Source organism: Faecalibacillus sp. (assembly GCF_047023275.1).
Classification (GTDB): Bacteria; Bacillota_I; Bacilli_A; order Erysipelotrichales; family Coprobacillaceae; genus Faecalibacillus.
In genome coordinates this window covers 20,678-42,532 of the sequence record NZ_JBKYAR010000007.1, presented here as the reverse complement: position 1 = coordinate 42,532, position 21,855 = coordinate 20,678, and the positions used below count along the sequence as shown (strand labels likewise).

Below are 21,855 nucleotides of genomic sequence, written 5' to 3'. Positions count from 1 at the left end.
GGTGGAATTATGTCATTTGATCAAGAATTTGACGAGTTAGTAAAAAAGAATAATGGTCTGATTAGATATTGTGAGCTTACAAATATTGGATATAACCAAAGACAAATAAAAAAACTAGAGATTGAAATGGTTATTGAAAGAATTGAAAAAGGAATTTATTGTCATAAAGATTATTATCCAGATATGTTAAAGGTGTATCAATTAAATAATAATAATATAATTTATAGTCATGAAACTGCTGCTTTTTTGCTTGATTTGACAGATCGATTTCCAAGAGAATTTACAGTAACTACTGAATCTGGATATCATTTAAGAAAAAGAAATGAATTGAATGTTCATTATATAAAAAAAGACTTATTTACTTTAGGAGTAGTAGAAGTAAAAGATATGTCTGGAAATATTGTACGTACCTTTGATAAAGAACGTACGATTTGTGATTTTATTAAAAATAAAGAACAAATTGAAATGCAAGTTTATGTAGAAGTTATTCAAAATTATTTCAATGGAAAAGTAAAATTAAATAAATTATCGCGTTATGCAAGGAAATTAGGTGTTAATGATAAAGTAGAACAAGTTGTTACATTGATGATGAAACCATAGAGGTATGAAAATGAAATATAGAAATGTAGAAAACTGGAAAACAGAAATGAAAAAACTTGCTAAATTAAAAAAATTAGATATTCAAGATGTTCAACAAAGATATGTATTAGAAGAATTCGCAGAAAAGATTAGTTTGTCAAAATATAATAAAATGCTTGTTTTAAAAGGTGGTTTTGTGGTTTCAACATTATTAGGATTAGATACTAGAATGACAAGAGACATAGATGTAACTTGTAAAAGTACAATTTATTCTTTGGAAGAAATGGAAAACATTTTACAGACAATTGTTGAAACGAAGTCGGAAAGCTTTTTTGATTATTCAATAGATCGTGTTATTGAAGCTCAAATAGATGATTATTACTCAGGCTTTATTGCACAAATAATTGCAAAACATGCAAATACTTTAATTAAGATAAAATTAGACATATCTAACAATACTTTAATCTTTCCAAACGCATTAAAGTATAATTTTAATAGCTTATTTTCTACCAAAAAGATTGAATTAATGACATATCCAATTGAAAATATTATTGCTGAAAAATATGAGACAACTTTGGATAGGGGAGAATATAATACAAGAATGAGAGACTTATTTGATGTTTATCTTTTGATGAATGCAAACACTTATTTAATAGATCAAGAATTATTAGTGAAAACAATTATAGAAGTTTCTAAAGATAGAGACACTTTAGATAATTTAAAAGAATTTGATGATATTGTAGAAATATTAGAGACATCATATATATTTAATAAACATTTTCAAAGCTATAAAGAAAAGCAATATCCTTATATGAATGTTACATTGAAAGAAATATTTGAAAAATTTAAATTAATTAATCAAATGATTATAGTTTATCAAAAAACAGAGGTTCCTATTTAACCTCTGTTTTAAAATAAAGTAAAAATAATTAAACTACATGTGGCAATAGCAACAGCTGGTGGATCGATGTGTGTACCACAATCTGTATTGAGTACCATACCAAAAATCAATCCAATAAAATGAGCAATGATACCAAAAATAACAGCAATCATCATATTTCCTGTTTGTGCCATTGCATAACCTACAACAAGAGTTGTATGGTGTGTAGCAGGGAAAGCAGGATCAGTTAAAGCAAAGATAAGTGTTAAAGCACTAATTGAAAAACCAATTGTATAAAGACCTGTTTCTTTCGCAAAATAAGCCATGACTGTTGATACAGCTAAGCCAATTAAAAATTGAAATAACCAAAAAGATAGTGATGCAGTTTTTAAGAAATCTAAATTCTTTTTGTTATATGTACTTTCTTGATTAAATAAAACTCTCCCTAAAATTCCTACAAGAATAACAGAAACTGCTCCAGTATCTACTGGAAATGAAAAATAATTTTCAAAAGCAAAAATCAAATAACCTAAAACACCACCTAAAGCTCCTACAAGTAAAACATAAGGATCATTTGTAAATGCAAGTGATCTAGATGTTTCAACGCCTCTTATATTATGTTTTGTTCCTGCATAAGCAGTTGCAAGTCCTGCAGCGTTAAAGATAATACATGGTAAAAATAAATTATTTGATAAAGCTTCATTTAAAAATGTTGTATCAACACCACAATGATTTAAAAGAAAAATCAATAAACCTACAAATCCAGTACAAATAAAAGTTTGTGTTCCACCTATCAGTGTTCCTAAAATTCCAGCAAAAAAAGCTAATATAATCGATGATAATGAAAACATTTTATAACCCCTTTCAGGCGTATTATATAGGAAATAATCAACATAATAAATAAAAAATATAAATTTATGCTATAATACCCTAGAGGTGAAACAATGGAATATCAAGTTATATTAGATGATTTTCAAGGTCCTTTAGATTTATTATTACATTTAATTAAAGAAAAAGAAATGGATCTAGAAAAACTGGAATTATCAGTAATTATAGATCAATATTTACAATATATACATATGATGGAATCATCACAACTTGAAGTGATGTCTGAATATTTAGTAATGGCAGCGCAACTTATTGAAATGAAAAGTAAAATGCTTTTACCTAAAGAAAAAATTCAAATTGAAGATGAATATCAAGAAGATCCAAGAGAAGCTTTAATAAGAAGATTAATTGAATATAAGAGATATAAAGATGTTTTAGATGAGATACAAGAAAAGTATGAACAAAGACAATCTATGTTGATTAAACCATCTCATAATATGGAAAAATATATAGATGATGCATCTACTATGATTCCAGATGGATTAGAGGTTTATGATTTAATGAAAGCAATGCAAAAAATGTATCAAAGGAAACTATTATCTAAGCCATTAGATACACATATTTCTAAAAAAGATATTTCCATTGAACAAAGAAGTAATCAAATTAGAAATTATTTTAAAGTAAGAGTTAATAAAAGAGTAAAATTAGATGAATTGTTTGATAGAGGAGATCGTTATTATTTTATTGTCACTTTTTTATCTATTTTAGTTCTTGCAAATGATAAAGAAGTTGAAATTATTCAAGAGGGATTGTTTGATGATATTTATGTAGAGGGGAAAGAGTAATGGAAGATTATAATAGTATTATAGAAGGTATTCTTTATTTAAAAGGAGACGACGGTATAAATCTTAAAGAGTTATCGTTAATTTTAGAAATTTCTAAAAAAGAGGCTGTAGAAGCTATGGATCGTTTTATAGAAGACTATTCAAAAAGAGGATTTGATGGCTTACAAGTTGTTGATTTTGGTGGCAAATACAAACTTGCAACCAATCCTCAATATTTTCCATATTATCAAAAAATGGTGGAACAATCAAAAGCCACTCTTTCTCAAGCTGCTTTAGAAACGTTAGCGATTATTGCCTATAATCAACCTATTACCCGTGCTAAAGTAGAAGATATTAGAGGGGTTGGTTGTGATGCAATGATTAGAAAATTAGTTGCTAAAGCACTTATTAAAGAAGTAGGAAGGGAAGATTCACCAGGGCTTCCTATTTTATATGGGGTAACAGATGAATTTATGGATGCTTTTTCTTTAGCCTCTTTAGATGAACTTCCAGAACTTGGAGAAGTTGTAGAAACAGAAAGTGATGAAGATATATTTAAAACAAAATATCAAGAAAGAGGGCTTTAAAGTGAAACTCATTAATCATTTAAAAACAATTAATAAACATAAATATTATGTAACAATGCTTTGCTTTAAATGTGGTTTATATAAACAAGGATTGCTTCATGATTTATCAAAGTATTCGCCAACTGAACTAAAAACAGGTGCTAAATATTGGGTAGGGACACGTTCACCTAATTCAATTGAAAGAGAAACGATTGGTTATTCTACTGCTTGGTTACATCATAAAGGAAGAAATAAGCATCATTGGGAATATTGGGTCGATTTTTCCAGAGAAGGTGTTGTTCCTGCTAAGATGCCTACAAAATATGTTGTGGAAATGTTTTGTGATCGAGTAGCAGCAACAATGGTTTATCGTGGAGAAAATTTTGATGTATCGGCTCCTTTAGATTATTACAATAAGACACATGGTTATTATGTCATTCATCAAGAAACGGATGCGATGATTAAAGATATGTTAGTTCATTTATCTAAAAGTAATTTAGAAGAAACGATTGATTATATTAAAGAAACTTATTTATAAATTCTATGTTTTGCATAGAATTTTTTTATAGAAATGATATAATATATATATTATATTTTAAGGAGCTTGAAGATGAATTTTTTACATTTGAAGTATTTAATAGAAGTTGAAAAATACGAATCTATTTCTAAAGCAGCACAGCATTTATATATTAATCAACCTCATTTATCTAAAATTATTAAAGAAATAGAAGAAGAGGCTAATATAAAGATATTTGAAAGGCATAATAAAGGAGTTGTTCCAACAACTAAAGGAAGAGAATTTTTATCACAGGCTAAAAAGATTGTTCAAGAAGTAGATTATTTAAAAAATATGTATCAAGATGATCCTCACAAATTAAATTTAGATATTTGTGTTCCTCGTTCAAGTTACATCTCAGAAGCTTTTATTGAATATTTAAAAATGGATAATAATATGAAAAAGGAATTGAATCTAAATTATCGAGAAACGAATTCAATCGATACGATTCAAAATGTTTATGATGGAGAAAATAATTTAGGAATTGTACGTTTTCCTTTAAGAGATCAAGACTATTATTTCAATATTTTAAATTTAAAAGAATTAACTTATGAAAAACTTTTTATGTTTGATTATCAAATACTTATTTCAAAAGATAATCCTCTTAAAAATCAAGATATTTATATGAAAGATTTAAAGAAACAAATTGAATTAAAGCATGGAGATATTCATATTCAAGAAGATCATCATAATCATAAACATATGAACATTTATGAAAGAGGAATACAATTTGAGCTTTTAAGTGAAATTCCTGAAACTTATATGTGGGTAGCCCCAATGCCTAAAAAGCTTTTAAAGCAAAATCATTTTGTTTTAAAAGAATGTAAAGATAAGAAAATACCTTACGTTGATTATTTGATTTATCGAAAAGGATATATTTTATCTAAAGAAGATCAAAATTTTATAGAATGTTTGAAAAAAGTAATCGAACAAGTAAAGTGAAAAAATGCACATGCAATGTGAAAAAAATAACTTGATATATAAAAAAAGGCATATCCCTATGCCTTTTTAGTATCTAACCAAAAATGAATGTAAGTGCTATCATTATAGATAGGAAAAGAGGAGAATAAGTTATGCAAAGATTTACATTACCTAGAGATTTATATCATGGAAAAGGTGCTTTAGAAGCCCTTAAAACATTAGAAGGAAAAAAAGCTATTGTATGTGTTGGTGGAGGATCAATGAAACGTAATGGTTTCTTAGATCGTGCTGTTAACTATTTACAAGAAGCTGGAATGGAAGTTAAATTATTTGAAGGTATTGAACCAGATCCATCAGTTGAAACTGTTATGAAAGGTGCAGCTGTTATGGAAGAATTTAATCCAGATTGGATCGTTGCCATGGGTGGAGGTTCACCAATTGATGCAGCAAAAGCTATGTGGATTAAATATGAATATCCAGATATCACATTTGAAGATATGTGCAAAGTATTTGGTATTCCAAAATTACGTAAAAAAGCTCATTTCTGCGCTATCCCATCTACTAGTGGTACAGCAACAGAAGTTACTGCTTTCTCAATTATTACTGATTATAATAAAGGAATTAAATATCCAATCGCTGACTTTGAAATTACACCAGATGTAGCTATCGTTGATCCAGATTTAGCTGAAACAATGCCAGTTAAATTAGTTGCTCATACAGGTATGGATGCAATGACTCATGCTATTGAAGCATATGTTTCTACAGCAAACTGTAACTATACAGATCCACTTGCTATTCATGCAATTGAATTAATTCAAGCTAACTTAGTAAAATCATATAATGGAGATATGGCAGCAAGAGATACAATGCATGATGCTCAATGTTTAGCTGGTCAATCATTCTCTAACGCTTTATTAGGTATCGTTCACTCCATGGCACATAAAACAGGTGCTGCTTTCGTTGATCAAGGTGGACATATTATCCATGGTGCAGCTAATGCTATGTATTTACCAAAAGTTATTGCTTTCAATGCAAAAGATCCAACAGCTAAAAAACGTTATGGTGTCATTGCTGATTACATGCATTTAGGTGGTGCAGATGATGATGAAAAAGTTGCTTTATTAATTAAATATTTAAGAGGAATGAATGATGAATTAAATATTCCTCATGGAATCAATAAATATGGTGCAGATGGTATGCCAGCTGAAACTGGATTTGTTCCAGAAGATATCTTCTTAGCACGTGTTGATGAAATTGCTGATAATGCAATTGCTGATGCATGTACAGGATCAAACCCACGTATTCCAAATCATGATGAAATGGTTGCTTTATTAAAAGCTTGCTACTACGACACAGAAGTAGATTTCTAATATATAATAGATAAGGTCCTAGAGATAGGACCTTTTTTATGTATATGTATTATAAATACGTTTTTTAGGTGTTTAAATAATGCTGATAAAAACAATATCTTTTTTATTTATCTATAATAAAGATAGATAAAGGGGGTAGCTATTATGAAGTATGCAATATTAGATGGAAAATTAACTCATATTTCTAAAGTAAAAAAAGGAACGATTGCCAGAGTTTTTGGATACAGTGATGATTTAGTAATAGCTGTAGGTGGTAGGGAAAGAAAATATTGGAAATATTTAGATGTAAAACGTACAAGAATGTATCAAGGATTATAGGAATAACATTGTTTATTCCTTTTTTTGTTTGTATAATAGTGTTATTGGAGGTTATAGGATGAAATATGGAAATGAGATAAAAAATATATGTCATCTTGCATGGCCTGCTATTATTCAAGAAGCAATGAATACAGTCGTGACTTATGTAGATACAGCGATGGTTGGTGCCATGGGGGCAACAGCTTCTGCAGCAGTAGGTTTAACATCTACTGTTACTTGGTTACTTGGAAGTATTTCAGTTGCTTTTGGTGTAGGTGTTTTAGCTGTATGTGCCAAGTCGGATGGTGCTAAAGATCATAAAAAAGTGCAAATTGCTGGTCAACAAGCCTTATTTATTTCTTTTGTTATAGGATTACTTACAACGATTATTAGTATTGTGATTGCACCATTTTTACCTAGTTGGCTCAATGGGGCTAAAGAAATAAGACATGATGCTTTTTTATATTTTTTAATTGTATCAACACCATTTATATTTAGAACATTTATTATCATTTTATCTTCAACTTTAAGAGCAGTCAAAGATATGAAAACACCAATGATGATCAATGTTTATATGAATATAATTAATATAGTTTTAAATTTCTTTTTAATTTATCCGACAAGGAAAGTGTTTGGTATAACGGTTTATGGAGCTGGTTTATCTGTTGCTGGAGCGGCAATAGCTTCAGCTATTTCATATATTGTTGGAGGAATTTTGATTTTTAGACATTATTATCAAAATAAAATCTTTGATTTTAAACATACAGGATTCCATTTTCATAAACCTGTATGTTTAGAATGTTTAACAATTTCTGTTCCTGTTGTTATGGAAAGAAGTGTTATTTGTTTAGGGCATGTTACTTTTGCTTCATTGATTGCTAAATTAGGAGTTGTTTCTCTGGCAACACATTCTATAGCGATTCAAGCAGAGCAAGCATTTTATGCACCAGGGTATGGTTTTCAATCAGCAGCGAGTACACTTGTAGGAAATGCTGTTGGTGAAAAAGATGAATCTAAAGTTAAAAGAATGACGTATCTTACATGTGCAATTACTTTAAGTATTATGGTCATTGCTGGTGTTTTATTATTCATAAATGCTCAAAATATTATGTCGATTTTTACTCCTGATCAAAAAGTTATAGCTTTGGGAACAAGGGTGTTAAGAATTGTTTCTGTTAGTGAGCCAATCTATGGTATTTTGATTATTCTAGAAGGTACTTTTAATGGAATGGGGGATACCAAAGCACCATTTGTTTTTTCTTTGATTACTATGTGGGGAATAAGAATTTTTGGTTCAATGCTTATGATCAATGTCTTTTCTTTTGGACTTGAAAGTGTTTGGATCATGATGGTTTTAGATAATATTTCAAGATGTTTATTATTAGCGACACGCTTTTTAAAAGGAAAATGGAAATATCGTATTTATCAATAGGAGGAAAGAAAATGAAATATAAAAAATTTGATAATACAATTATCGCAAGAATTGATAAGGGAGAAGATATTGTTGAACAAGTCAAAAATATTGCTTTAAAAGAAAATATCAAACTTGCAAGCATACAAGCACTTGGGGCTATTAATGATTTTACAGTTGGTGTTTTTAAGACAAGTGAAAAGAAATATTATGCCAATGAATTTAAAGGGGATTATGAAATTGTATCTCTTACAGGAACTATTAATACAATGAATGGTGAGTATTATAGTCATATGCATTTATCTGCTGGAAATGATCAAGGGGAAGTTTTTGGTGGTCATTTAAATAAAGCAATTGTTTCAGCAACATGTGAAATGGTTATTCAAATTATTGATGGACAAGTGGATCGTTATTTTGATGAAGAAATTGGTTTGAATTTATTGAAATTATAAGGAGAAAATTATGGAATATTTAACATTACCACAAACAGATTTAAAAGTATCAAAGATTGCTTTAGGATGCATGAGAATTGCTGATAAAAGCATTGAAGAAGTTGAAGAACTTGTCAAAACAGCTTTAGAATCAGGAATTAATTTTTTTGATCATGCAGATATTTATGGTGGAGGAAAATCAGAAGAATTATTTGGTGAAGTCTTAAAAAGACATCCTGAATATAGAAAACAAATGATTATTCAAACAAAATGTGGTATTGTTCCTGGAAAAAGATATGATTTTTCAAAGGAACATATCTTAAAATGTGTCAATGAATCATTAGAAAGATTACATACAGATTATGTAGATATTCTTTTGCTTCATAGACCAGATGCTTTATGTGATCCTCAAGAAGTTGCTGAAACTTTTAATGAGTTATATGAAGCAGGAAAAGTTCACTATTTTGGTGTTTCTAATCATACACCTTTGCAAATAGAATTATTAAAGAAATATTTAAAATACCCAATTATTATTAATCAATTACAATTATCAATCGTTCATTCAGTAATGATTGATTCAGGATTAAATATGAATATGAAAGAAGCATTTGCTCAAGATAAAGATGGTGGTGTTTTAGATTATTGTCGTTTAAATGATATTACAATCCAACCATGGAGTTCAATCCAAGCTTCTTGGGCGGAAGGAACTTTTATTGATCATCCAAATTATCAAAAATTAAATGATGTTATGCAACAATTAGCTCATAAATATCATGTAACAAAACCAGCAATAGCGATTGCTTGGTTACTTCGTCATCCTGCACATATGCAACCAATTGTAGGAACAACATCTCCTCAACATTTAAAAGAAACAATTAAAGCATGTGATTTTACGCTTACAAGACAAGAATGGTATGATCTCTATCTTGCAAGTGAAAAACCACTCCCATAGAAAGTTGCTTAGGCAACTTTTTTATATATTATAATAAAAATAATATTTATTGAATAAATATAATATATTGATATAATAAAGATAGGTGATGTTTATGAAATATAAAAGAATATCTACAAAAGATTATTTAGTAAATGAAGATCAATTTATTGAATTATTAGAAAATAAAGCTTTAGAAGGTTGGTTTTTAAAAAATATAAGTTTAAATTTTTCTTAATTAACCATCTGACACATCTTTTGATTTAACTCCGTTATTCTCACTTTAAACCGAGGAGTATAATCTATCACTTCTTTAAAATATTATATACTTTTCTTAAAGAGGTGGATACTATGGCTAAAAATCAAAAACCAAAAAAGGATTCTTTAATTACTTTAACTAGAAAATATGCAAATAATCATGATGAATGTGTAAAATTCTTTTTTAAAATGAAATGGCCTGTTGGCTTTTACTGTGAAAAATGTGGATGTACACATTACTATTCCATTAAAAGAGGTGATGTCTTTCAATGTAAAGAATGTGGTCATCAACATTACTTACTTTCTAATACTATATTTCAAGATAATAAGCTAGATCTTTATAAATTGATTTTAGGAATGTATCTCTTTTTTACGGCAAATAAAGGTTTGTCTGCGATTGAATTAGCTAATGAATTAGAAATAAATTATAAAACAGCGCTATTACTTTGTAGAAAATGTAGGATTCTTATGTCCCAAAGTAACAGTGAAAAAATTCTGGACAGCTTTTTTTATGAAGCAGACGTTGCTTATATAGGCTCAAAAAGTAAAGAAGAACACAAACAAGGAGTTGCTACTGAACAGCAACCCTTTTTAGTAATGTTATCAACAGATAAAGAAAATAAATATCCAAAATTTTTAAAATTAATGCCAGTAGCTGTAGATAGTACAAATAATATTGTTAGATTCATCTCAAAAAAAGCAATACTTTCAAAAGAAAGAATACTAAACACTGATGGAAAAACAACTTTTTTAGGATTAACTGATAAAATAACATTAAAATCAGAAAAAATACTCTATGATGAAGAAAATCATAGATTGTATTGGCTTAATGTATTAATTGGTGATATAAAGAATAATATTACTGGTATATATCATGGAGTAACTAAACGTGACTTACCTTTGTTTTTGAATGAACAAGAATGGCGTTTCAACCATAGATATACTGGAAAGAACTTCATGAACAAAATACAGAAATATGTTTTGAAATCACATCCATGTCCTAAAAAAGCAATTATTACTGTACTCAATTTATCCGAACCATACTATGCACATGTGTCAGATGGTTAATTAAGAAATTTTTTAACATTTGAAAAAAGAACACCACAAAGAAAACATTATAAAATATATTATAAACAAATAAATAAAGATATAAAAGAAGCTGGATGTCGAATTATTGTTAATTATTTTGGCTTACAAGTAGTAGAAGTTGAAGATCCTTTTGCGCAATCTTTACAACAAGATTTAGATGATAAAAAAGAAATCTTATCAACTATTTATAATTTTACAACTCATTATTTTTTAATGATCATGGCCATTGTTTTATTAGCTGCTTATCAACCATTTAAAATACATGGTTTACCAAGTTTACCTTATTTGACTTTTTATTTTGGGACTTATCTATTTTATACTGCTGTAAGTTTTATAGGCTTTTCTTTGCTCTTTTTTGGATTATGTAATCTGTCGCATTTAAAAAAAGTAATGAAAAATAAATCTTTTTATTTAGAAAATCTTTTCACTGATTTATTTAAAATAAATTTTTATGTTGGAATTACTTTGATTTTATTAGATTTATTAAAACAAAATGGTTTAAAATCATTTTTGATTTTACTTGTTTCTTGGTTGATTGGCTGTCTTGGACATCTTTATAAAGAAAAAAATCAAAAATCTAATGCTATTGTCTATCTTTGTGTTATTGCTACAATTGCTTTAAGCTTGTATGACCGTCCAACAAATAGTGATCCTTATAGTACTATTGAACCTGTCCAAAGCTTGCAACAATCTTATAGTTATGAAGATGGTGGAATGTTATATCAAGGCTATTCTATTGAAGGATCTCATGGAATAATGGAAGGATATTATAAAGGCTATACGACAGCTATTTCAAAAGAAATATTTAAATATCAAGTAGAAAATATTTTTAAAAATAAGTTGTCTTATAAAAACATTATTCAACAATATCCTCTTATAACTCAAAAAGATAGTAATCTATGCTTTAAATATAAACAAAAATATGTTGTATTAAAGAATAAAGAAGTTTTTTATATCAATAATAAGGAAGATTTACCACTTTCTAAATATATTAAATATTATCAACATTTAAAAGTCTAAGAATTTCTTAGATTTTTTTGCATTAAAATAATAAAAATAATATTGATATATAAATAATATGATAATATAATATAAATAAAGAAAGAGGTAATAATTAATCAAGTATTTTGTATAAATTATGTATTATTTTTATTATTTATATTCATGAATATGTTTTTAAAAATATATAAGGTTATTCAAAAGGTGGTGCTTATTTATGAAAAAAGTTTTTAAAATGTTTTTATACACGAATTACAAAAAAGAAGAAGAGTGGCTTAATTTGATGTCACAAAAAGGGTGGAATCTTAGTAAGAAAAAATTTTTTATATATTATTTTGAAAATGACAATACTTCGTATATTTATAAAAAATGTTTTTTATCTATAAGAAAAGAAAAAGAAATATTAAAAAGCTTAATAATGGATCAAGAAATTAAGATTGAGTTATTGTGCAAAGATGGTCATTGGTATTATTTTAGAAGAAAGAGAGAATTGGGTAACTATGAACTATTTACTGATTATAATTTAGAAATATCTTTCTTAACTGCTTTGAGTAATTATATGATATTGATACTTACTTTATTAATGTTATTTTTTGAATTTACCTTTGGAATATTTCAAAATGGGTTAAGAAATATGATATATTTAGGAATTTATATTGGAATTTCTTTGATAATATGTGTTCATTTTATACCTGCTCTTAAAAGACTGATTTATTTAAAGAAGAGTAAACAATAAATGAGAGGATTAATAATCTGAATGTGGTTGTAATTTTCTAATTCTAGATATGAAACAAAAATAATTGTTATTACATTTCAGTAAGAACAATGAAGAGTATTTTATGATTAAAAAAAGAGGTGAGTATAGAATATGAAGATAATAGATAAAGTATGGATTTTTGATTATTTAATGGAAGTTTTTATGATCATGACAATGGTTTGCGGTCAAATCTTACTTACAAATTCCTTAAATCCTTTAGGATATATTAGTATTCATATTAGTTTTATTATTTATTGTTTATTTTATTTTTTACCTATTTTATATTTTATTGCTTTATGGAATAGTGATTCGATAAATTATCGAAAAAATACAACCTTACTTATTCTTTTATTTATTGTTAATGAAGTTGTACATGGTAATCAAGTTCAGCTTTCTTTTCCGTTACCAGCTATTGATTTTTATGTAGTTTCATGCCTTATAATGAATATTATATTTTTTATAAAGAGAAAAGCTGAGAATTAGTAATATCAATAATCATTGCAAGAAGGGAAAATTTCCCTTCTTTTTCATTTAATAAATAAATCTTAATAGAATGAAAACAGGAGGGATAAAATGATTTATTCGCTTATTGTACTTATAGCAGGATTTTTTGTTTTAGTGAAAGGAGCAGATTGGTTTGTAGATGGTGCTTCTTCACTAGCAAGTATTTTTCATGTTTCTCAATTAGTTATCGGATTGACGATTTGTGCGATGGGAACCAGTTTACCAGAAGCAGCTGTTTCATTAGTGGCCGGGTTAAAAGGAAATGCAGGTATTACCATTGGGAATGTTGTAGGAAGTAATATTTTAAATATTTTGATTGTTTTAGGGATGAGTGCTTTGATTACAAAAATAAAGATTGAAAAATCAACATTATTGATTGAGATTCCTTATATGTTGCTTTCCAGTATTGTTTTACTAATTTTTGGAAGAAGTCAACAAGTTGTATCAATTCAAGAAGGATTTATTTTAATATTTATGTTTATCCTTTATTTACTTTACTTATTTTGGTTATCTCAAAAAGAAAGCGAAGAGGAAGTATCTCCACAATACTCTTTTTTAGGGTGTGTGTTTTTGATTGTTTTAGGAATCTTTTTTGTCATTATTGGTAGTCAATTGGCTGTTAAAGCAGCTATTCAAATAGCTTATAAATTACATTTATCTCAAAGATTCATCGGTTTAACAATCGTTGCTTTTGGAACATCTTTACCTGAATTGGTAACTTCTTTACAGGCTGCTAGAAAAGATCATGCGGGCATTGCGATTGGAAATATTGTAGGAAGCAATATTTTTAATATTTTATTTATTGCTGGAGGTGTTTCTTTAATTTGTCCAGTACCTTTTGAAAGTAAATTTATTGTAGATACATTTGTAGCTATAGGAAGTGGATGTTTATTATGGCTTTTAACGATTCATCGTCATGAGTTAAATAGAATAGGTGGTATTTTAATGTTATTTGTTTATGTGATGTATTTCATCTATTTGTGTTAAATGAAAAGAAGAAACATAGAATGATAATGGTGATAGAATGAAATTATTAATCAGTTTTTTGATGATGTTTCAAGTGCTTTATACAAATGTTGAATTTTATGGTAAAAGTTATATTGTTTATGATAGTTTAAATCAGTATGTTGTAGAAGGTAGAAATATAGATTATTTACAAAGTGTAGCCTCTATTTCTAAAATTATGACAGCTATTTTAGTTATTGAAAATAGTCGATTAGATAAAAAGGTTACGGTTGATGAAACAATCAATAAAGCTTATGGGAGTTGTGTTTATATACATATAAAAGATCAAATTACGATACAAGATCTTTTATATGGTTTAATGCTTAGAAGTGGGAATGATTGTGCTTTAATGTTGGCTAAAAGTGTTGGAAGCAGTGTTGATCATTTTGTTGAAATGATGAATAAAAAAGCTAAAGATTTAGGAATGAAATACTCACACTTTTCTAATCCATCAGGTTTAGATGAAGAAGATGAAGGAAATTTATCAACAGTTAAGGAGATGGCGATACTTTATCGATATTGTTGTCAAAATCCTCTTTTTAATCAAATCGTAAAAACAAAGGAGTATAAAAGATTAGATGGTAAAGGTTATTGGCATAATAAAAACCGTCTTTTAAAAGAATATCCTTATTGTGTTGGTGGAAAAACAGGATATACCAAAAAAGCTAAAAGAACATTGATTACAAGGGCGGTTAAAAATCATATTGATTTAATTATTGTGACTTTTAATTGTGGAAATGATTTTGAATTTCATCAAAAGAAATATGAAGATTGTTTTAAAGATTATGAAAAAATGATTTTATTTGATAAAGGTGTTAGAAATATTGATGGCAAGTGGTATTTATTTTTAGATGATTTATGGATTTCAAAGGAAAAAGATGAACAGGTAAGTTATTTGATTAAAGATGATCAAATTTTTATTTATTGTAATCAAACATATATTAAAAAAGAAAAATTGAAGTATTATCATTTTAAAGATTTCTATTTATTGATTTTAAAGGATATGTTATATGAATAAGATATTTCATTATGGAATTATTCTTTTTATTATCATTGGTTTAATTTTCAATAAACAAGATGAAATGCTGAAAGCTATCTTACAAACACCATTTGATGTTTTTGAGCTTTGTAAGACACTTATTTTAAGTATTTGCTTATGGAATGGGCTATTAAAAATTATTCAAGTTTCAGGAATGATGAATCATTTAAATTTTTTATTTAAACCATTATTACGTTGGATTTATGGAAAATGTATAGAGGATGAAAAAATTTATCAAGCATTATCTTCTAATTTAATTGCTAACTTATTGGGACTAGGAACACTTGCAACAATGAGTGGTTTACAAGCTATTTCTAAGTTAAAAGAAAACCATTATCCTTTGCAAATAAAAATACTTGTGGTTATTAATACGGCAGGTTTTTCTATTTTACCAACAACAATGATGACAATTAGGCAAAATTATCGTAGTCAAAATATTTTAGCTTTTTATCCTTATAGTTTATTTATTGGTTTTTTTATTACCCTAATAGGAATTATCATTATTAAGGTGATAGAACATGTCTAATTTGATTCTTATAATTATTTTATGGAGTTTTTTAGAATGTGCTTATAAAAAAATACCTATTTATGAAGAATTTATAGCTGGTGTTAAAGAAGGTATGCAGTATTTACTGGTTCTTTTCCCTTCTTTAATGTTACTTACTTTGTGGGTCAATCTTTTTATTAGTAGTAGTTTTGTTACTTTTATAAGTTCATTATTTATTCATTTTTTTTCTCTTCCTCTTGATTTATTATTAATGGCTTTTACAAGACCAATCAGTAGTCAAACTTCACTTATTATTTTAAAAAGAATTTATGAACATTATGGTGTTGATCATTTATATAGTTTAATGGGATCTATTTTACAGACAGGGAGTGATACAACACTTTATGTAGTTTCTTTATATTATGGAAGTATTCGTACAAAGAAGTATAGTTATACTTTATGGTTAGGTTTTTTCTTGGATTTTTTAGCGTTTGTATTGATGCTTTGTTTTTATTATTTAGGAATGATTTCTTAAGTTTTTAATATATTGGAATAAAAGGAGTTATGATAATGGAAACGAAACAAATTCTTAAAGATATTGGAAAGAGATGTCAAGGTGATATTTATTTAGGAATCGTTGGCCCTGTAAGAAGTGGGAAATCAACTTTTATTAAAAGATTTATGGAAATGGCGGTTATTCCTTATATTCAAGATCCTGATGTAAAAATAAGAACAATTGATGAGCTACCACAATCAGGAAAAGGTAAAATGATTATGACGGTAGAACCTAAATTTATTCCTAATCAAGCAGTTAAAATAGATTTACAAGAAGATTTTAAAATTAATGTACGTTTAGTAGATTGTGTAGGATATGTTATAGAAGGAGCTAGTGGCTATCAAGATGACAGTGGAATACGTCTTGTTAAAACACCTTGGTATAATGAAAGTATTCCTTTTGATCAAGCAGCTAAAATTGGGACAAAAAAGGTTATTCAAGATCATTCAACGATTGGAATTGTTGTTACCAGTGATGGTAGTTTTTTAGATATTGATGAACAAAGTTATCACAGTGCAACAAAAGAAATTATTCAAGAACTTCAAGATATAGGTAAACCTTTTATTGTGATTGTTAATAGTAAAGATCCTTCAAGTACACATTGTCAAAATGTTGTTGAAAGTTATCAAAAAGAATATGATGTTCCAATTATAGCGATTGATACAACAAATATGTTAGAAACACAAATTGTGCATCTTTTACAAGAAGCACTTAATGAATTTGGAATTCATGAAGTTAAAATAGAAGTTCCTCGTTATATTGCAATGTTAAATCAAAAACATTGGTTAAAACAAACATTAGATGAAGCTTTAAAAAATTCATTAGTAGAAATAAAAAAAATAAAAGATATTCAACATATTACAGAAGGAATAGAGTCTTATGATTTTGTTAAAAGAGCTTATTTAAAGAGTGTCGATACATCACATTCTTCAGCAACTATTCGTATTGAAGAAAGAAATGGTTTATATGATGAATTACTTACAAATATTGTTGGATATGAAGTGGATCGTTCTTCTATTCTTGCTTTGTTGCAAGAATTAATGACAATTAAAGATGAATATGATGGTATTTCTAATGCTCTTACAATGGTTAGACAAACTGGTTATGGTTATGCTATTCCTCGTTTAGAAGAAATAGAATTATCTAAACCAGAGATTATTAAACAAGGATCAAGATATGGTATGAAATTGAAGAGTAAAGCTGCTACAACGTATATGATTAAGATTGATATTGAAAGTACTTTTGAACCAATTATTGGTTCAAAACAACAAGCTGAAAGTTTTATAGATTATTTGAATCATAATGGAAATGATAAAGAAGCCATCTTTTCATGTGATGTTTTTGGTAGAAAATTAGGGGACTTAATTGAAGAGGGAATGTATTATAAATTAAATATGATTCCTGAAAACGCCAGTTTAAAAATACACGATATATTGTCCAAAATTGTAAATAAAGGCAAATCAAATGTGATAGCAATTGTTTTATAATTTTTTTAAAAAAGTTCTTTAAAAATCTCTTGAAACAACGTTTTTTAGATGCTATACTAACCTAGTATTTTTATTATTGCGGGGTGTGAAAATGAATAAGAAAGAATTAGTTGAATCAGTTTCAATAGAACGTAATTTAACAAAAAAAGAGGCAGAACTACTTGTAGATACTGTGTTTAATACGATTACTAGAAGTGTTGTTGAAGGAGATAAGGTTCTTATTTCTGGATTTGGTACTTTTAAAGTCAATGATCGTAAAGCAAGAAAAGGAATTTCTCCTAAAACTCAAGAAGAAATGATTATTCCTGCTAGTAAAACAGTGACATTTAAACCTAGTAACAGATTAAAAGATGCTATGAATTAAGCATCTTTTTCATTTTCTGTTCATAATAAAGATGTAAACTATAAAAGAGGTGAAGAAAATGTTTAATTATTACTATTATAGCAATGTTTATTATATGTTAGGAAATATTCTTGTTTTAGTGGGTGTCGCATTAATGGCATTAGCACAATGGAAAGTATCAAGTGCTTATCGTAAATATTCTAGAGTTCAAAATAGAAGACATTTAACAGGGTTTGAAGTTGCACGAGAAATACTTGATCAAAATGGATTATCAAATATTCAAATATTTGAGGTACAAGGACGTTTAAGTGACCATTATAATCCAAGTAATCATACCTTACATTTATCTCATGATATTTATCATGGAACAAGTATTGCATCTCTTGCAGTAGCAGCTCATGAATGTGGTCATGCACTTCAACATCAAGAAGGTTACAAACCTTTGACATTTAGAAATGCGATTATTCCTGTTTGTAATTTTTCCTATAATTTAGGATGGGTTGCTATTATGATAGGTCTTTTTATGGGAAGATCATCTATTGCTTGGATTGGAGTATTACTTACAAGTTTAATGTTATTATTTCAAATTGTAACACTTCCAGTAGAATTTGATGCTTCATCAAGAGCTTTAAGTATTTTAAATGATCGTTATTTGGCTCAAGATGAGTATTCAAAAGCTAAAAGTATGTTAACGGCAGCAGCCTTGACTTATGTTGCAGGGATGTTATCAGCATTACTTTCTTTACTTAGAATTGTCTTAATTGTTCTAGGAAATGATCAACGTAGAGACTAAGCCAAAAGGCTTTTTCTTTTTTGATAAAAAGGGTATAATAAGGTGCATGGAGGAGAGTGTATGAAGGCTTTTTTTAGAAAACATCGTTTTAAGATTGTATTAACGTTTTTAGTTATTATTTTTGTATATATTTGTTTTTATATGCTTTGGGTACATGTCCCATATACAAAGCAAAAAAATGATTTAGTAAGTGTACAAGAGGAAATTTGTAATCAATATCATTATGATTATGATGATTATTTTAATGCTTATCAAAATAAGCATATTAATTATATTGTGAAAGTTAAAAATAAAAAGAAAACAATGTATGTTGTATGTAATAAAAAATTAAAAAAAGTAGATACTTTTGAAGGAAAAGCTTTTTCTAAAAAAGCAGTAAAAGATGCTTTTTTTCAAAAGTATCAAGTAAATGCAACAAAAGTAGAAATAGCTTATGAAAATGATCAATTTGTTTATTGTTTAACTTATAAAGGAAAGGATACTTTATTATATGCTTTTTATTCTTTAGATGATGGAGAATTTTTAAAAGCATATAAATTATAAAAGATTATGATTAAATATTTAAAAGATATTGGCTGTATTAATTTGGAAAGATTGTTACTTTTAAGAAGTAAAGAACTTTCTTTATCTGATGTAGAATGTCATGTATTGTTATTGATATATACTTTTGTTGATTTGCATAAAAGAATGATTACACCTACATTGTTATTGCAATATTCGTCTTTTACACCTCATGAAATGGATCGAATTTTAGAATCTCTTTTAAAGAAAAAATGGATTTTTAATAAAAATGGAGCTATTTGTTTAAATCATTTTGAAGAAAAGCTTTTAGAAAACAAACAAGCTCCAGTAGAAGAAAAAACAAATTTAATTGATGTTTTTGAAGAACAATTTGGAAGACCTTTAACACCTATGGAATTTGATAGTATTAAAGAATGGGTTCAAAGTGGATATAGTGAAGAAATGATTTTAAAAGCTTTAAAAGAAGCTGTTAAGAGTCAAGTGTTAACTTTAAGATATATAGAAGGTATTTTAATTAATTGGGCACAAAATGGTATTAAAGAAAGATATATTGATGAAAAGCCACAAGAAAGAAAAATAAAAGAAAGTCATTATCATTGGTGGGAAGATGAATAAAGAAAAAACAAATAGAGTATTAGATTATTTTGAGGAATTATTTCCTGATGCTCATTGTGAACTTAATCATCAAAATGTCTTTGAACTTTTAGTAGCTGTAATGCTTTCAGCTCAAACAACAGATAAAAAAGTAAATCAAGTAACAGCTTCACTTTTTAAAAAATATCCTACTGTTGAATCATTTGCGAATGCTTCGTTGGAAGATTTACAAAATGATATTAAAATTATTGGATTATATAGAAATAAAGCTAAGAATTTAAAGAAAATGGCTCAAGTACTTCTTGATCAATATCAAGGTGAAGTTCCAAAAACAAGAAAAGAATTAGAAAGTTTACCAGGAGTAGGAAGAAAAACAACAAATGTTGTTTTATCAGTTGGTTTTAATGAACCGGCTTTTGCTGTAGATACACATGTTGAACGTATTTCTAAAAGGTTAGGCTTTGCTAAAAAAGAGGATACTGTAAGTGATGTTGAAAGAAAAGTATGTCGTTCTATTCCTAGAAATAAGTGGAATAAAGCACATCATCAATTCATATTCTTTGGTAGATATTTTTGTAAAGCACAAAATCCAAACTGTTTAGAATGTCATTTATATGATATGTGTAAAGATAAAATAAAAGAATCGAGAAGATAATGATGGATCAAAATGTAGAAAAGATATTAGAAATTAAAAATAGAAAAATGCAAAAAGCATTTAATCAAAATCATATTGAATTACTTTTTTTAAATAATCAAGAAGAATTATTGAAGTATCTAGATAATTTAATTGAAGAAAATCAAACAGTAGGTGTTGGTGGTTCAATGACTTTATTTGAAACAGGGGTCATTGATTATTTAAGAAAAAAGCCTATTCGTTTTTTAGATCGTTATCAAGAAGGTCTTTCAACAGATCAAATAGAAAATATATTTCATCAATCATTACTTGCTGATGTTTATTTAACAAGTTCAAATGCAATTGATAGAAATGGTAATCTTTATAATATAGATGGTCGTGGAAATCGTGTGGCTGCAATGATTTATGGCCCTAAAAAAGTGGTTGTGATTGTTGGCATGAATAAGATTTTTGATGATGAACTTTCAGCAATTCAACATATAAAAAATATGTCATGTCCAGCCAATGCATTACGTTTACATAAGAACACACCATGTGTTCAAGTTGGAAAGTGTGTTGATTGCCAAAGTGATGATCGTATATGTAGTGCTTATGTGAAGATTGCAAGGCAACCGTTAGGAAGAATGACGGTGCTTGTTATAAATGAAGAATTAGGATATTAGGGGGTATATTATGTTTGAAAAAGTAAATATTCAAGATTTAAAGTTTAATCCTTTTGATGAAATTAGTAATCATTGGGTACTTATTTCAGCAAAAAAAGATGGAGTTGTTAATACAATGACTGCTAGTTGGGGGCAACTTGGTCATTTATGGGGTAAAAATGTAATGACTGTTTATATTAGACCTCAAAGATATACAAAGGAATTTGTAGATGCAGGTGATTATTTTACTGTTACTTTATTTGATGGTTATAAAAAGAAGTTAGGAGTCTTAGGTTCTAAATCAGGTAGAGATGGTAATAAGATTGCTGAAGTTTCTTTTGATGTGGAAGAAGTTGATGATCAACCTACTTTTAAACAAGGTAAAATGGTTTTTGTTTGTAAGAAAATTTATAGTGATATGATTGATCCTAAACAATTTATTGATCAGTCTTTAGATGAAAAATGGTATCCACAAAAGGATTATCATCAAAGATATATTGGTGAAATTGTTGCGGTATATCAAAATAAATAACGAGATGTACAAAATGTACAC

General features: G+C 27.6%; 29 protein-coding genes. 28 read left to right on the top strand and 1 reads right to left on the bottom strand.

Annotated features, from left to right (window positions below; translation table 11 throughout):
* The first annotated feature begins 9 nt into the window (after positions 1 to 9).
* Both ACLVEP_RS03695 and ACLVEP_RS03690 read left to right on the top strand, forming a co-directional pair.
* The gene (locus ACLVEP_RS03695; protein WP_412582911.1) at positions 10 to 600 is read left to right on the top strand and encodes a type IV toxin-antitoxin system AbiEi family antitoxin domain-containing protein; all 591 of its coding nucleotides are present in this window, start codon (positions 10 to 12) and stop codon (positions 598 to 600) included.
* Positions 601 to 610: 10 nt separating this feature from the next.
* The gene (locus tag ACLVEP_RS03690) at positions 611 to 1,480 is read left to right on the top strand and encodes a nucleotidyl transferase AbiEii/AbiGii toxin family protein (protein ID WP_412582909.1); all 870 of its coding nucleotides are present in this window, start codon (positions 611 to 613) and stop codon (positions 1,478 to 1,480) included.
* An 8-nt stretch (positions 1,481 to 1,488) separates the two neighbouring features.
* Here ACLVEP_RS03690 and ACLVEP_RS03685 read toward each other — a convergent pair whose 3' ends face one another.
* Positions 1,489 to 2,310 carry a hypothetical protein gene (locus ACLVEP_RS03685; protein ID WP_412582907.1) on the bottom strand — a complete coding sequence of 274 codons (822 nt, stop codon included), beginning with the start codon at positions 2,308 to 2,310 and terminating at the stop codon, positions 1,489 to 1,491.
* Positions 2,311 to 2,403: 93 nt separating this feature from the next.
* Between ACLVEP_RS03685 and ACLVEP_RS03680 the strand changes: the two genes are divergently transcribed.
* From ACLVEP_RS03680 to ACLVEP_RS03555, 26 genes are all read left to right on the top strand, one after another.
* Positions 2,404 to 3,132 carry a segregation and condensation protein A gene (locus tag ACLVEP_RS03680; RefSeq protein ID WP_412582905.1) on the top strand — a complete coding sequence of 243 codons (729 nt, stop codon included), beginning with the start codon at positions 2,404 to 2,406 and terminating at the stop codon, positions 3,130 to 3,132.
* Complete coding sequence (gene scpB, locus ACLVEP_RS03675; RefSeq protein ID WP_412582903.1) at positions 3,132 to 3,698, top strand: SMC-Scp complex subunit ScpB; 567 nt, start codon at positions 3,132 to 3,134, stop codon at positions 3,696 to 3,698. Before ACLVEP_RS03680 ends, scpB begins: the two co-directional genes overlap by 1 nt.
* Position 3,699: 1 nt before the next feature.
* On the top strand, positions 3,700 to 4,215 hold the full coding sequence (locus ACLVEP_RS03670) for a DUF5662 family protein (protein WP_412582901.1): 516 nt from the start codon (positions 3,700 to 3,702) through the stop codon (positions 4,213 to 4,215).
* Between the two features lie 72 nt (positions 4,216 to 4,287).
* Positions 4,288 to 5,175, top strand: a complete 888-nt coding sequence (locus ACLVEP_RS03665; protein WP_412582900.1) for a LysR family transcriptional regulator — start codon at positions 4,288 to 4,290, stop codon at positions 5,173 to 5,175.
* A 131-nt stretch (positions 5,176 to 5,306) separates the two neighbouring features.
* A complete protein-coding gene (locus tag ACLVEP_RS03660; RefSeq protein WP_022001846.1) occupies positions 5,307 to 6,524 on the top strand; it encodes an iron-containing alcohol dehydrogenase in 1,218 nt (405 codons plus the stop codon).
* Positions 6,525 to 6,668: 144 nt separating this feature from the next.
* Entirely contained in the window at positions 6,669 to 6,842 is a 174-nt protein-coding gene (locus ACLVEP_RS03655) for a hypothetical protein (RefSeq protein WP_167389338.1), read from the top strand.
* A 58-nt stretch (positions 6,843 to 6,900) separates the two neighbouring features.
* Positions 6,901 to 8,253 carry an MATE family efflux transporter gene (locus ACLVEP_RS03650; protein ID WP_412582899.1) on the top strand — a complete coding sequence of 451 codons (1,353 nt, stop codon included), beginning with the start codon at positions 6,901 to 6,903 and terminating at the stop codon, positions 8,251 to 8,253.
* An 11-nt stretch (positions 8,254 to 8,264) separates the two neighbouring features.
* Entirely contained in the window at positions 8,265 to 8,684 is a 420-nt protein-coding gene (locus tag ACLVEP_RS03645; RefSeq protein ID WP_412582898.1) for a PPC domain-containing DNA-binding protein, read from the top strand.
* A 10-nt stretch (positions 8,685 to 8,694) separates the two neighbouring features.
* Positions 8,695 to 9,615, top strand: a complete 921-nt coding sequence (locus ACLVEP_RS03640; RefSeq protein WP_412582896.1) for an aldo/keto reductase — start codon at positions 8,695 to 8,697, stop codon at positions 9,613 to 9,615.
* Between the two features lie 94 nt (positions 9,616 to 9,709).
* A complete protein-coding gene (locus ACLVEP_RS03635; RefSeq protein ID WP_412582894.1) occupies positions 9,710 to 9,832 on the top strand; it encodes a hypothetical protein in 123 nt (40 codons plus the stop codon).
* Between the two features lie 113 nt (positions 9,833 to 9,945).
* Positions 9,946 to 10,920 carry an IS1595 family transposase gene (locus ACLVEP_RS03630; RefSeq protein WP_257360652.1) on the top strand — a complete coding sequence of 325 codons (975 nt, stop codon included), beginning with the start codon at positions 9,946 to 9,948 and terminating at the stop codon, positions 10,918 to 10,920.
* Positions 10,921 to 11,160: 240 nt separating this feature from the next.
* The gene (locus ACLVEP_RS03625) at positions 11,161 to 11,961 is read left to right on the top strand and encodes a hypothetical protein (RefSeq protein ID WP_412582892.1); all 801 of its coding nucleotides are present in this window, start codon (positions 11,161 to 11,163) and stop codon (positions 11,959 to 11,961) included.
* Between the two features lie 196 nt (positions 11,962 to 12,157).
* Positions 12,158 to 12,676 (top strand): DUF2812 domain-containing protein, encoded by a 519-nt coding sequence (locus tag ACLVEP_RS03620; protein ID WP_412582891.1) that lies wholly within the window; start codon positions 12,158 to 12,160, stop codon positions 12,674 to 12,676.
* Between the two features lie 132 nt (positions 12,677 to 12,808).
* A complete protein-coding gene (locus ACLVEP_RS03615) occupies positions 12,809 to 13,180 on the top strand; it encodes a hypothetical protein (RefSeq protein WP_412582890.1) in 372 nt (123 codons plus the stop codon).
* 90 nt (positions 13,181 to 13,270) lie between these two features.
* The gene (locus ACLVEP_RS03610; protein ID WP_412582887.1) at positions 13,271 to 14,188 is read left to right on the top strand and encodes a calcium/sodium antiporter; all 918 of its coding nucleotides are present in this window, start codon (positions 13,271 to 13,273) and stop codon (positions 14,186 to 14,188) included.
* Positions 14,189 to 14,225: 37 nt separating this feature from the next.
* Complete coding sequence (locus ACLVEP_RS03605; RefSeq protein ID WP_412582886.1) at positions 14,226 to 15,224, top strand: D-alanyl-D-alanine carboxypeptidase family protein; 999 nt, start codon at positions 14,226 to 14,228, stop codon at positions 15,222 to 15,224.
* The gene (locus ACLVEP_RS03600) at positions 15,217 to 15,771 is read left to right on the top strand and encodes a hypothetical protein (protein WP_317999354.1); all 555 of its coding nucleotides are present in this window, start codon (positions 15,217 to 15,219) and stop codon (positions 15,769 to 15,771) included. Before ACLVEP_RS03605 ends, ACLVEP_RS03600 begins: the two co-directional genes overlap by 8 nt.
* Complete coding sequence (locus ACLVEP_RS03595; RefSeq protein ID WP_317999355.1) at positions 15,764 to 16,267, top strand: spore maturation protein B; 504 nt, start codon at positions 15,764 to 15,766, stop codon at positions 16,265 to 16,267. The genes ACLVEP_RS03600 and ACLVEP_RS03595 overlap by 8 nt, the downstream gene beginning before the upstream one ends.
* A 35-nt stretch (positions 16,268 to 16,302) precedes the next feature.
* Positions 16,303 to 17,775, top strand: coding sequence for a stage IV sporulation protein A (gene spoIVA / locus ACLVEP_RS03590; RefSeq protein WP_412582883.1), 1,473 nt, complete (start codon positions 16,303 to 16,305; stop codon positions 17,773 to 17,775).
* Positions 17,776 to 17,866: 91 nt separating this feature from the next.
* The gene (locus ACLVEP_RS03585; RefSeq protein ID WP_022001833.1) at positions 17,867 to 18,139 is read left to right on the top strand and encodes an HU family DNA-binding protein; all 273 of its coding nucleotides are present in this window, start codon (positions 17,867 to 17,869) and stop codon (positions 18,137 to 18,139) included.
* Between the two features lie 58 nt (positions 18,140 to 18,197).
* On the top strand, positions 18,198 to 18,911 hold the full coding sequence (locus ACLVEP_RS03580) for a zinc metallopeptidase (RefSeq protein ID WP_412582882.1): 714 nt from the start codon (positions 18,198 to 18,200) through the stop codon (positions 18,909 to 18,911).
* Between the two features lie 60 nt (positions 18,912 to 18,971).
* Positions 18,972 to 19,454, top strand: coding sequence for a hypothetical protein (locus ACLVEP_RS03575; RefSeq protein ID WP_317999358.1), 483 nt, complete (start codon positions 18,972 to 18,974; stop codon positions 19,452 to 19,454).
* 6 nt (positions 19,455 to 19,460) lie between these two features.
* Entirely contained in the window at positions 19,461 to 20,048 is a 588-nt protein-coding gene (locus ACLVEP_RS03570) for a DnaD domain-containing protein (protein WP_412582880.1), read from the top strand.
* On the top strand, positions 20,041 to 20,682 hold the full coding sequence (gene nth / locus ACLVEP_RS03565) for an endonuclease III (RefSeq protein WP_412582879.1): 642 nt from the start codon (positions 20,041 to 20,043) through the stop codon (positions 20,680 to 20,682). The genes ACLVEP_RS03570 and nth overlap by 8 nt, the downstream gene beginning before the upstream one ends.
* Before the next feature lie 2 nt (positions 20,683 to 20,684).
* Entirely contained in the window at positions 20,685 to 21,323 is a 639-nt protein-coding gene (locus ACLVEP_RS03560) for a lactate utilization protein (RefSeq protein WP_412582877.1), read from the top strand.
* Between the two features lie 10 nt (positions 21,324 to 21,333).
* Positions 21,334 to 21,834: a flavin reductase family protein gene (locus ACLVEP_RS03555; protein WP_412582876.1), complete on the top strand. Its 501-nt coding sequence runs from the start codon at positions 21,334 to 21,336 to the stop codon at positions 21,832 to 21,834.
* Positions 21,835 to 21,855: the final 21 nt, after the last annotated feature.

Excerpts from the sequence above, each read along its gene's own strand:
- ACLVEP_RS03695 (WP_412582911.1), top strand. The coding sequence starts at position 10 with ATGTCATTTGATCAAGAATTTGACGAGTTAGTAAAAAAGAATAATGGT.
- ACLVEP_RS03690 (WP_412582909.1), top strand. The coding sequence starts at position 611 with ATGAAATATAGAAATGTAGAAAACTGGAAAACAGAAATGAAAAAACTT.
- ACLVEP_RS03685 (WP_412582907.1), bottom strand. The coding sequence starts at position 2,310 with ATGTTTTCATTATCATCGATTATATTAGCTTTTTTTGCTGGAATTTTA.
- ACLVEP_RS03680 (WP_412582905.1), top strand. The coding sequence starts at position 2,404 with ATGGAATATCAAGTTATATTAGATGATTTTCAAGGTCCTTTAGATTTA.
- scpB (WP_412582903.1), top strand. The coding sequence starts at position 3,132 with ATGGAAGATTATAATAGTATTATAGAAGGTATTCTTTATTTAAAAGGA.
- ACLVEP_RS03665 (WP_412582900.1), top strand. The coding sequence starts at position 4,288 with ATGAATTTTTTACATTTGAAGTATTTAATAGAAGTTGAAAAATACGAA.
- ACLVEP_RS03660 (WP_022001846.1), top strand. The coding sequence starts at position 5,307 with ATGCAAAGATTTACATTACCTAGAGATTTATATCATGGAAAAGGTGCT.
- ACLVEP_RS03655 (WP_167389338.1), top strand. The coding sequence starts at position 6,669 with ATGAAGTATGCAATATTAGATGGAAAATTAACTCATATTTCTAAAGTA.
- ACLVEP_RS03650 (WP_412582899.1), top strand. The coding sequence starts at position 6,901 with ATGAAATATGGAAATGAGATAAAAAATATATGTCATCTTGCATGGCCT.
- ACLVEP_RS03645 (WP_412582898.1), top strand. The coding sequence starts at position 8,265 with ATGAAATATAAAAAATTTGATAATACAATTATCGCAAGAATTGATAAG.
- ACLVEP_RS03640 (WP_412582896.1), top strand. The coding sequence starts at position 8,695 with ATGGAATATTTAACATTACCACAAACAGATTTAAAAGTATCAAAGATT.
- ACLVEP_RS03635 (WP_412582894.1), top strand. The coding sequence starts at position 9,710 with ATGAAATATAAAAGAATATCTACAAAAGATTATTTAGTAAATGAAGAT.
- ACLVEP_RS03630 (WP_257360652.1), top strand. The coding sequence starts at position 9,946 with ATGGCTAAAAATCAAAAACCAAAAAAGGATTCTTTAATTACTTTAACT.
- ACLVEP_RS03625 (WP_412582892.1), top strand. The coding sequence starts at position 11,161 with ATGGCCATTGTTTTATTAGCTGCTTATCAACCATTTAAAATACATGGT.
- ACLVEP_RS03620 (WP_412582891.1), top strand. The coding sequence starts at position 12,158 with ATGAAAAAAGTTTTTAAAATGTTTTTATACACGAATTACAAAAAAGAA.
- ACLVEP_RS03615 (WP_412582890.1), top strand. The coding sequence starts at position 12,809 with ATGAAGATAATAGATAAAGTATGGATTTTTGATTATTTAATGGAAGTT.
- ACLVEP_RS03610 (WP_412582887.1), top strand. The coding sequence starts at position 13,271 with ATGATTTATTCGCTTATTGTACTTATAGCAGGATTTTTTGTTTTAGTG.
- ACLVEP_RS03605 (WP_412582886.1), top strand. The coding sequence starts at position 14,226 with ATGAAATTATTAATCAGTTTTTTGATGATGTTTCAAGTGCTTTATACA.
- ACLVEP_RS03600 (WP_317999354.1), top strand. The coding sequence starts at position 15,217 with ATGAATAAGATATTTCATTATGGAATTATTCTTTTTATTATCATTGGT.
- ACLVEP_RS03595 (WP_317999355.1), top strand. The coding sequence starts at position 15,764 with ATGTCTAATTTGATTCTTATAATTATTTTATGGAGTTTTTTAGAATGT.
- spoIVA (WP_412582883.1), top strand. The coding sequence starts at position 16,303 with ATGGAAACGAAACAAATTCTTAAAGATATTGGAAAGAGATGTCAAGGT.
- ACLVEP_RS03585 (WP_022001833.1), top strand. The coding sequence starts at position 17,867 with ATGAATAAGAAAGAATTAGTTGAATCAGTTTCAATAGAACGTAATTTA.
- ACLVEP_RS03580 (WP_412582882.1), top strand. The coding sequence starts at position 18,198 with ATGTTTAATTATTACTATTATAGCAATGTTTATTATATGTTAGGAAAT.
- ACLVEP_RS03575 (WP_317999358.1), top strand. The coding sequence starts at position 18,972 with ATGAAGGCTTTTTTTAGAAAACATCGTTTTAAGATTGTATTAACGTTT.
- ACLVEP_RS03570 (WP_412582880.1), top strand. The coding sequence starts at position 19,461 with ATGATTAAATATTTAAAAGATATTGGCTGTATTAATTTGGAAAGATTG.
- nth (WP_412582879.1), top strand. The coding sequence starts at position 20,041 with ATGAATAAAGAAAAAACAAATAGAGTATTAGATTATTTTGAGGAATTA.
- ACLVEP_RS03560 (WP_412582877.1), top strand. The coding sequence starts at position 20,685 with ATGGATCAAAATGTAGAAAAGATATTAGAAATTAAAAATAGAAAAATG.
- ACLVEP_RS03555 (WP_412582876.1), top strand. The coding sequence starts at position 21,334 with ATGTTTGAAAAAGTAAATATTCAAGATTTAAAGTTTAATCCTTTTGAT.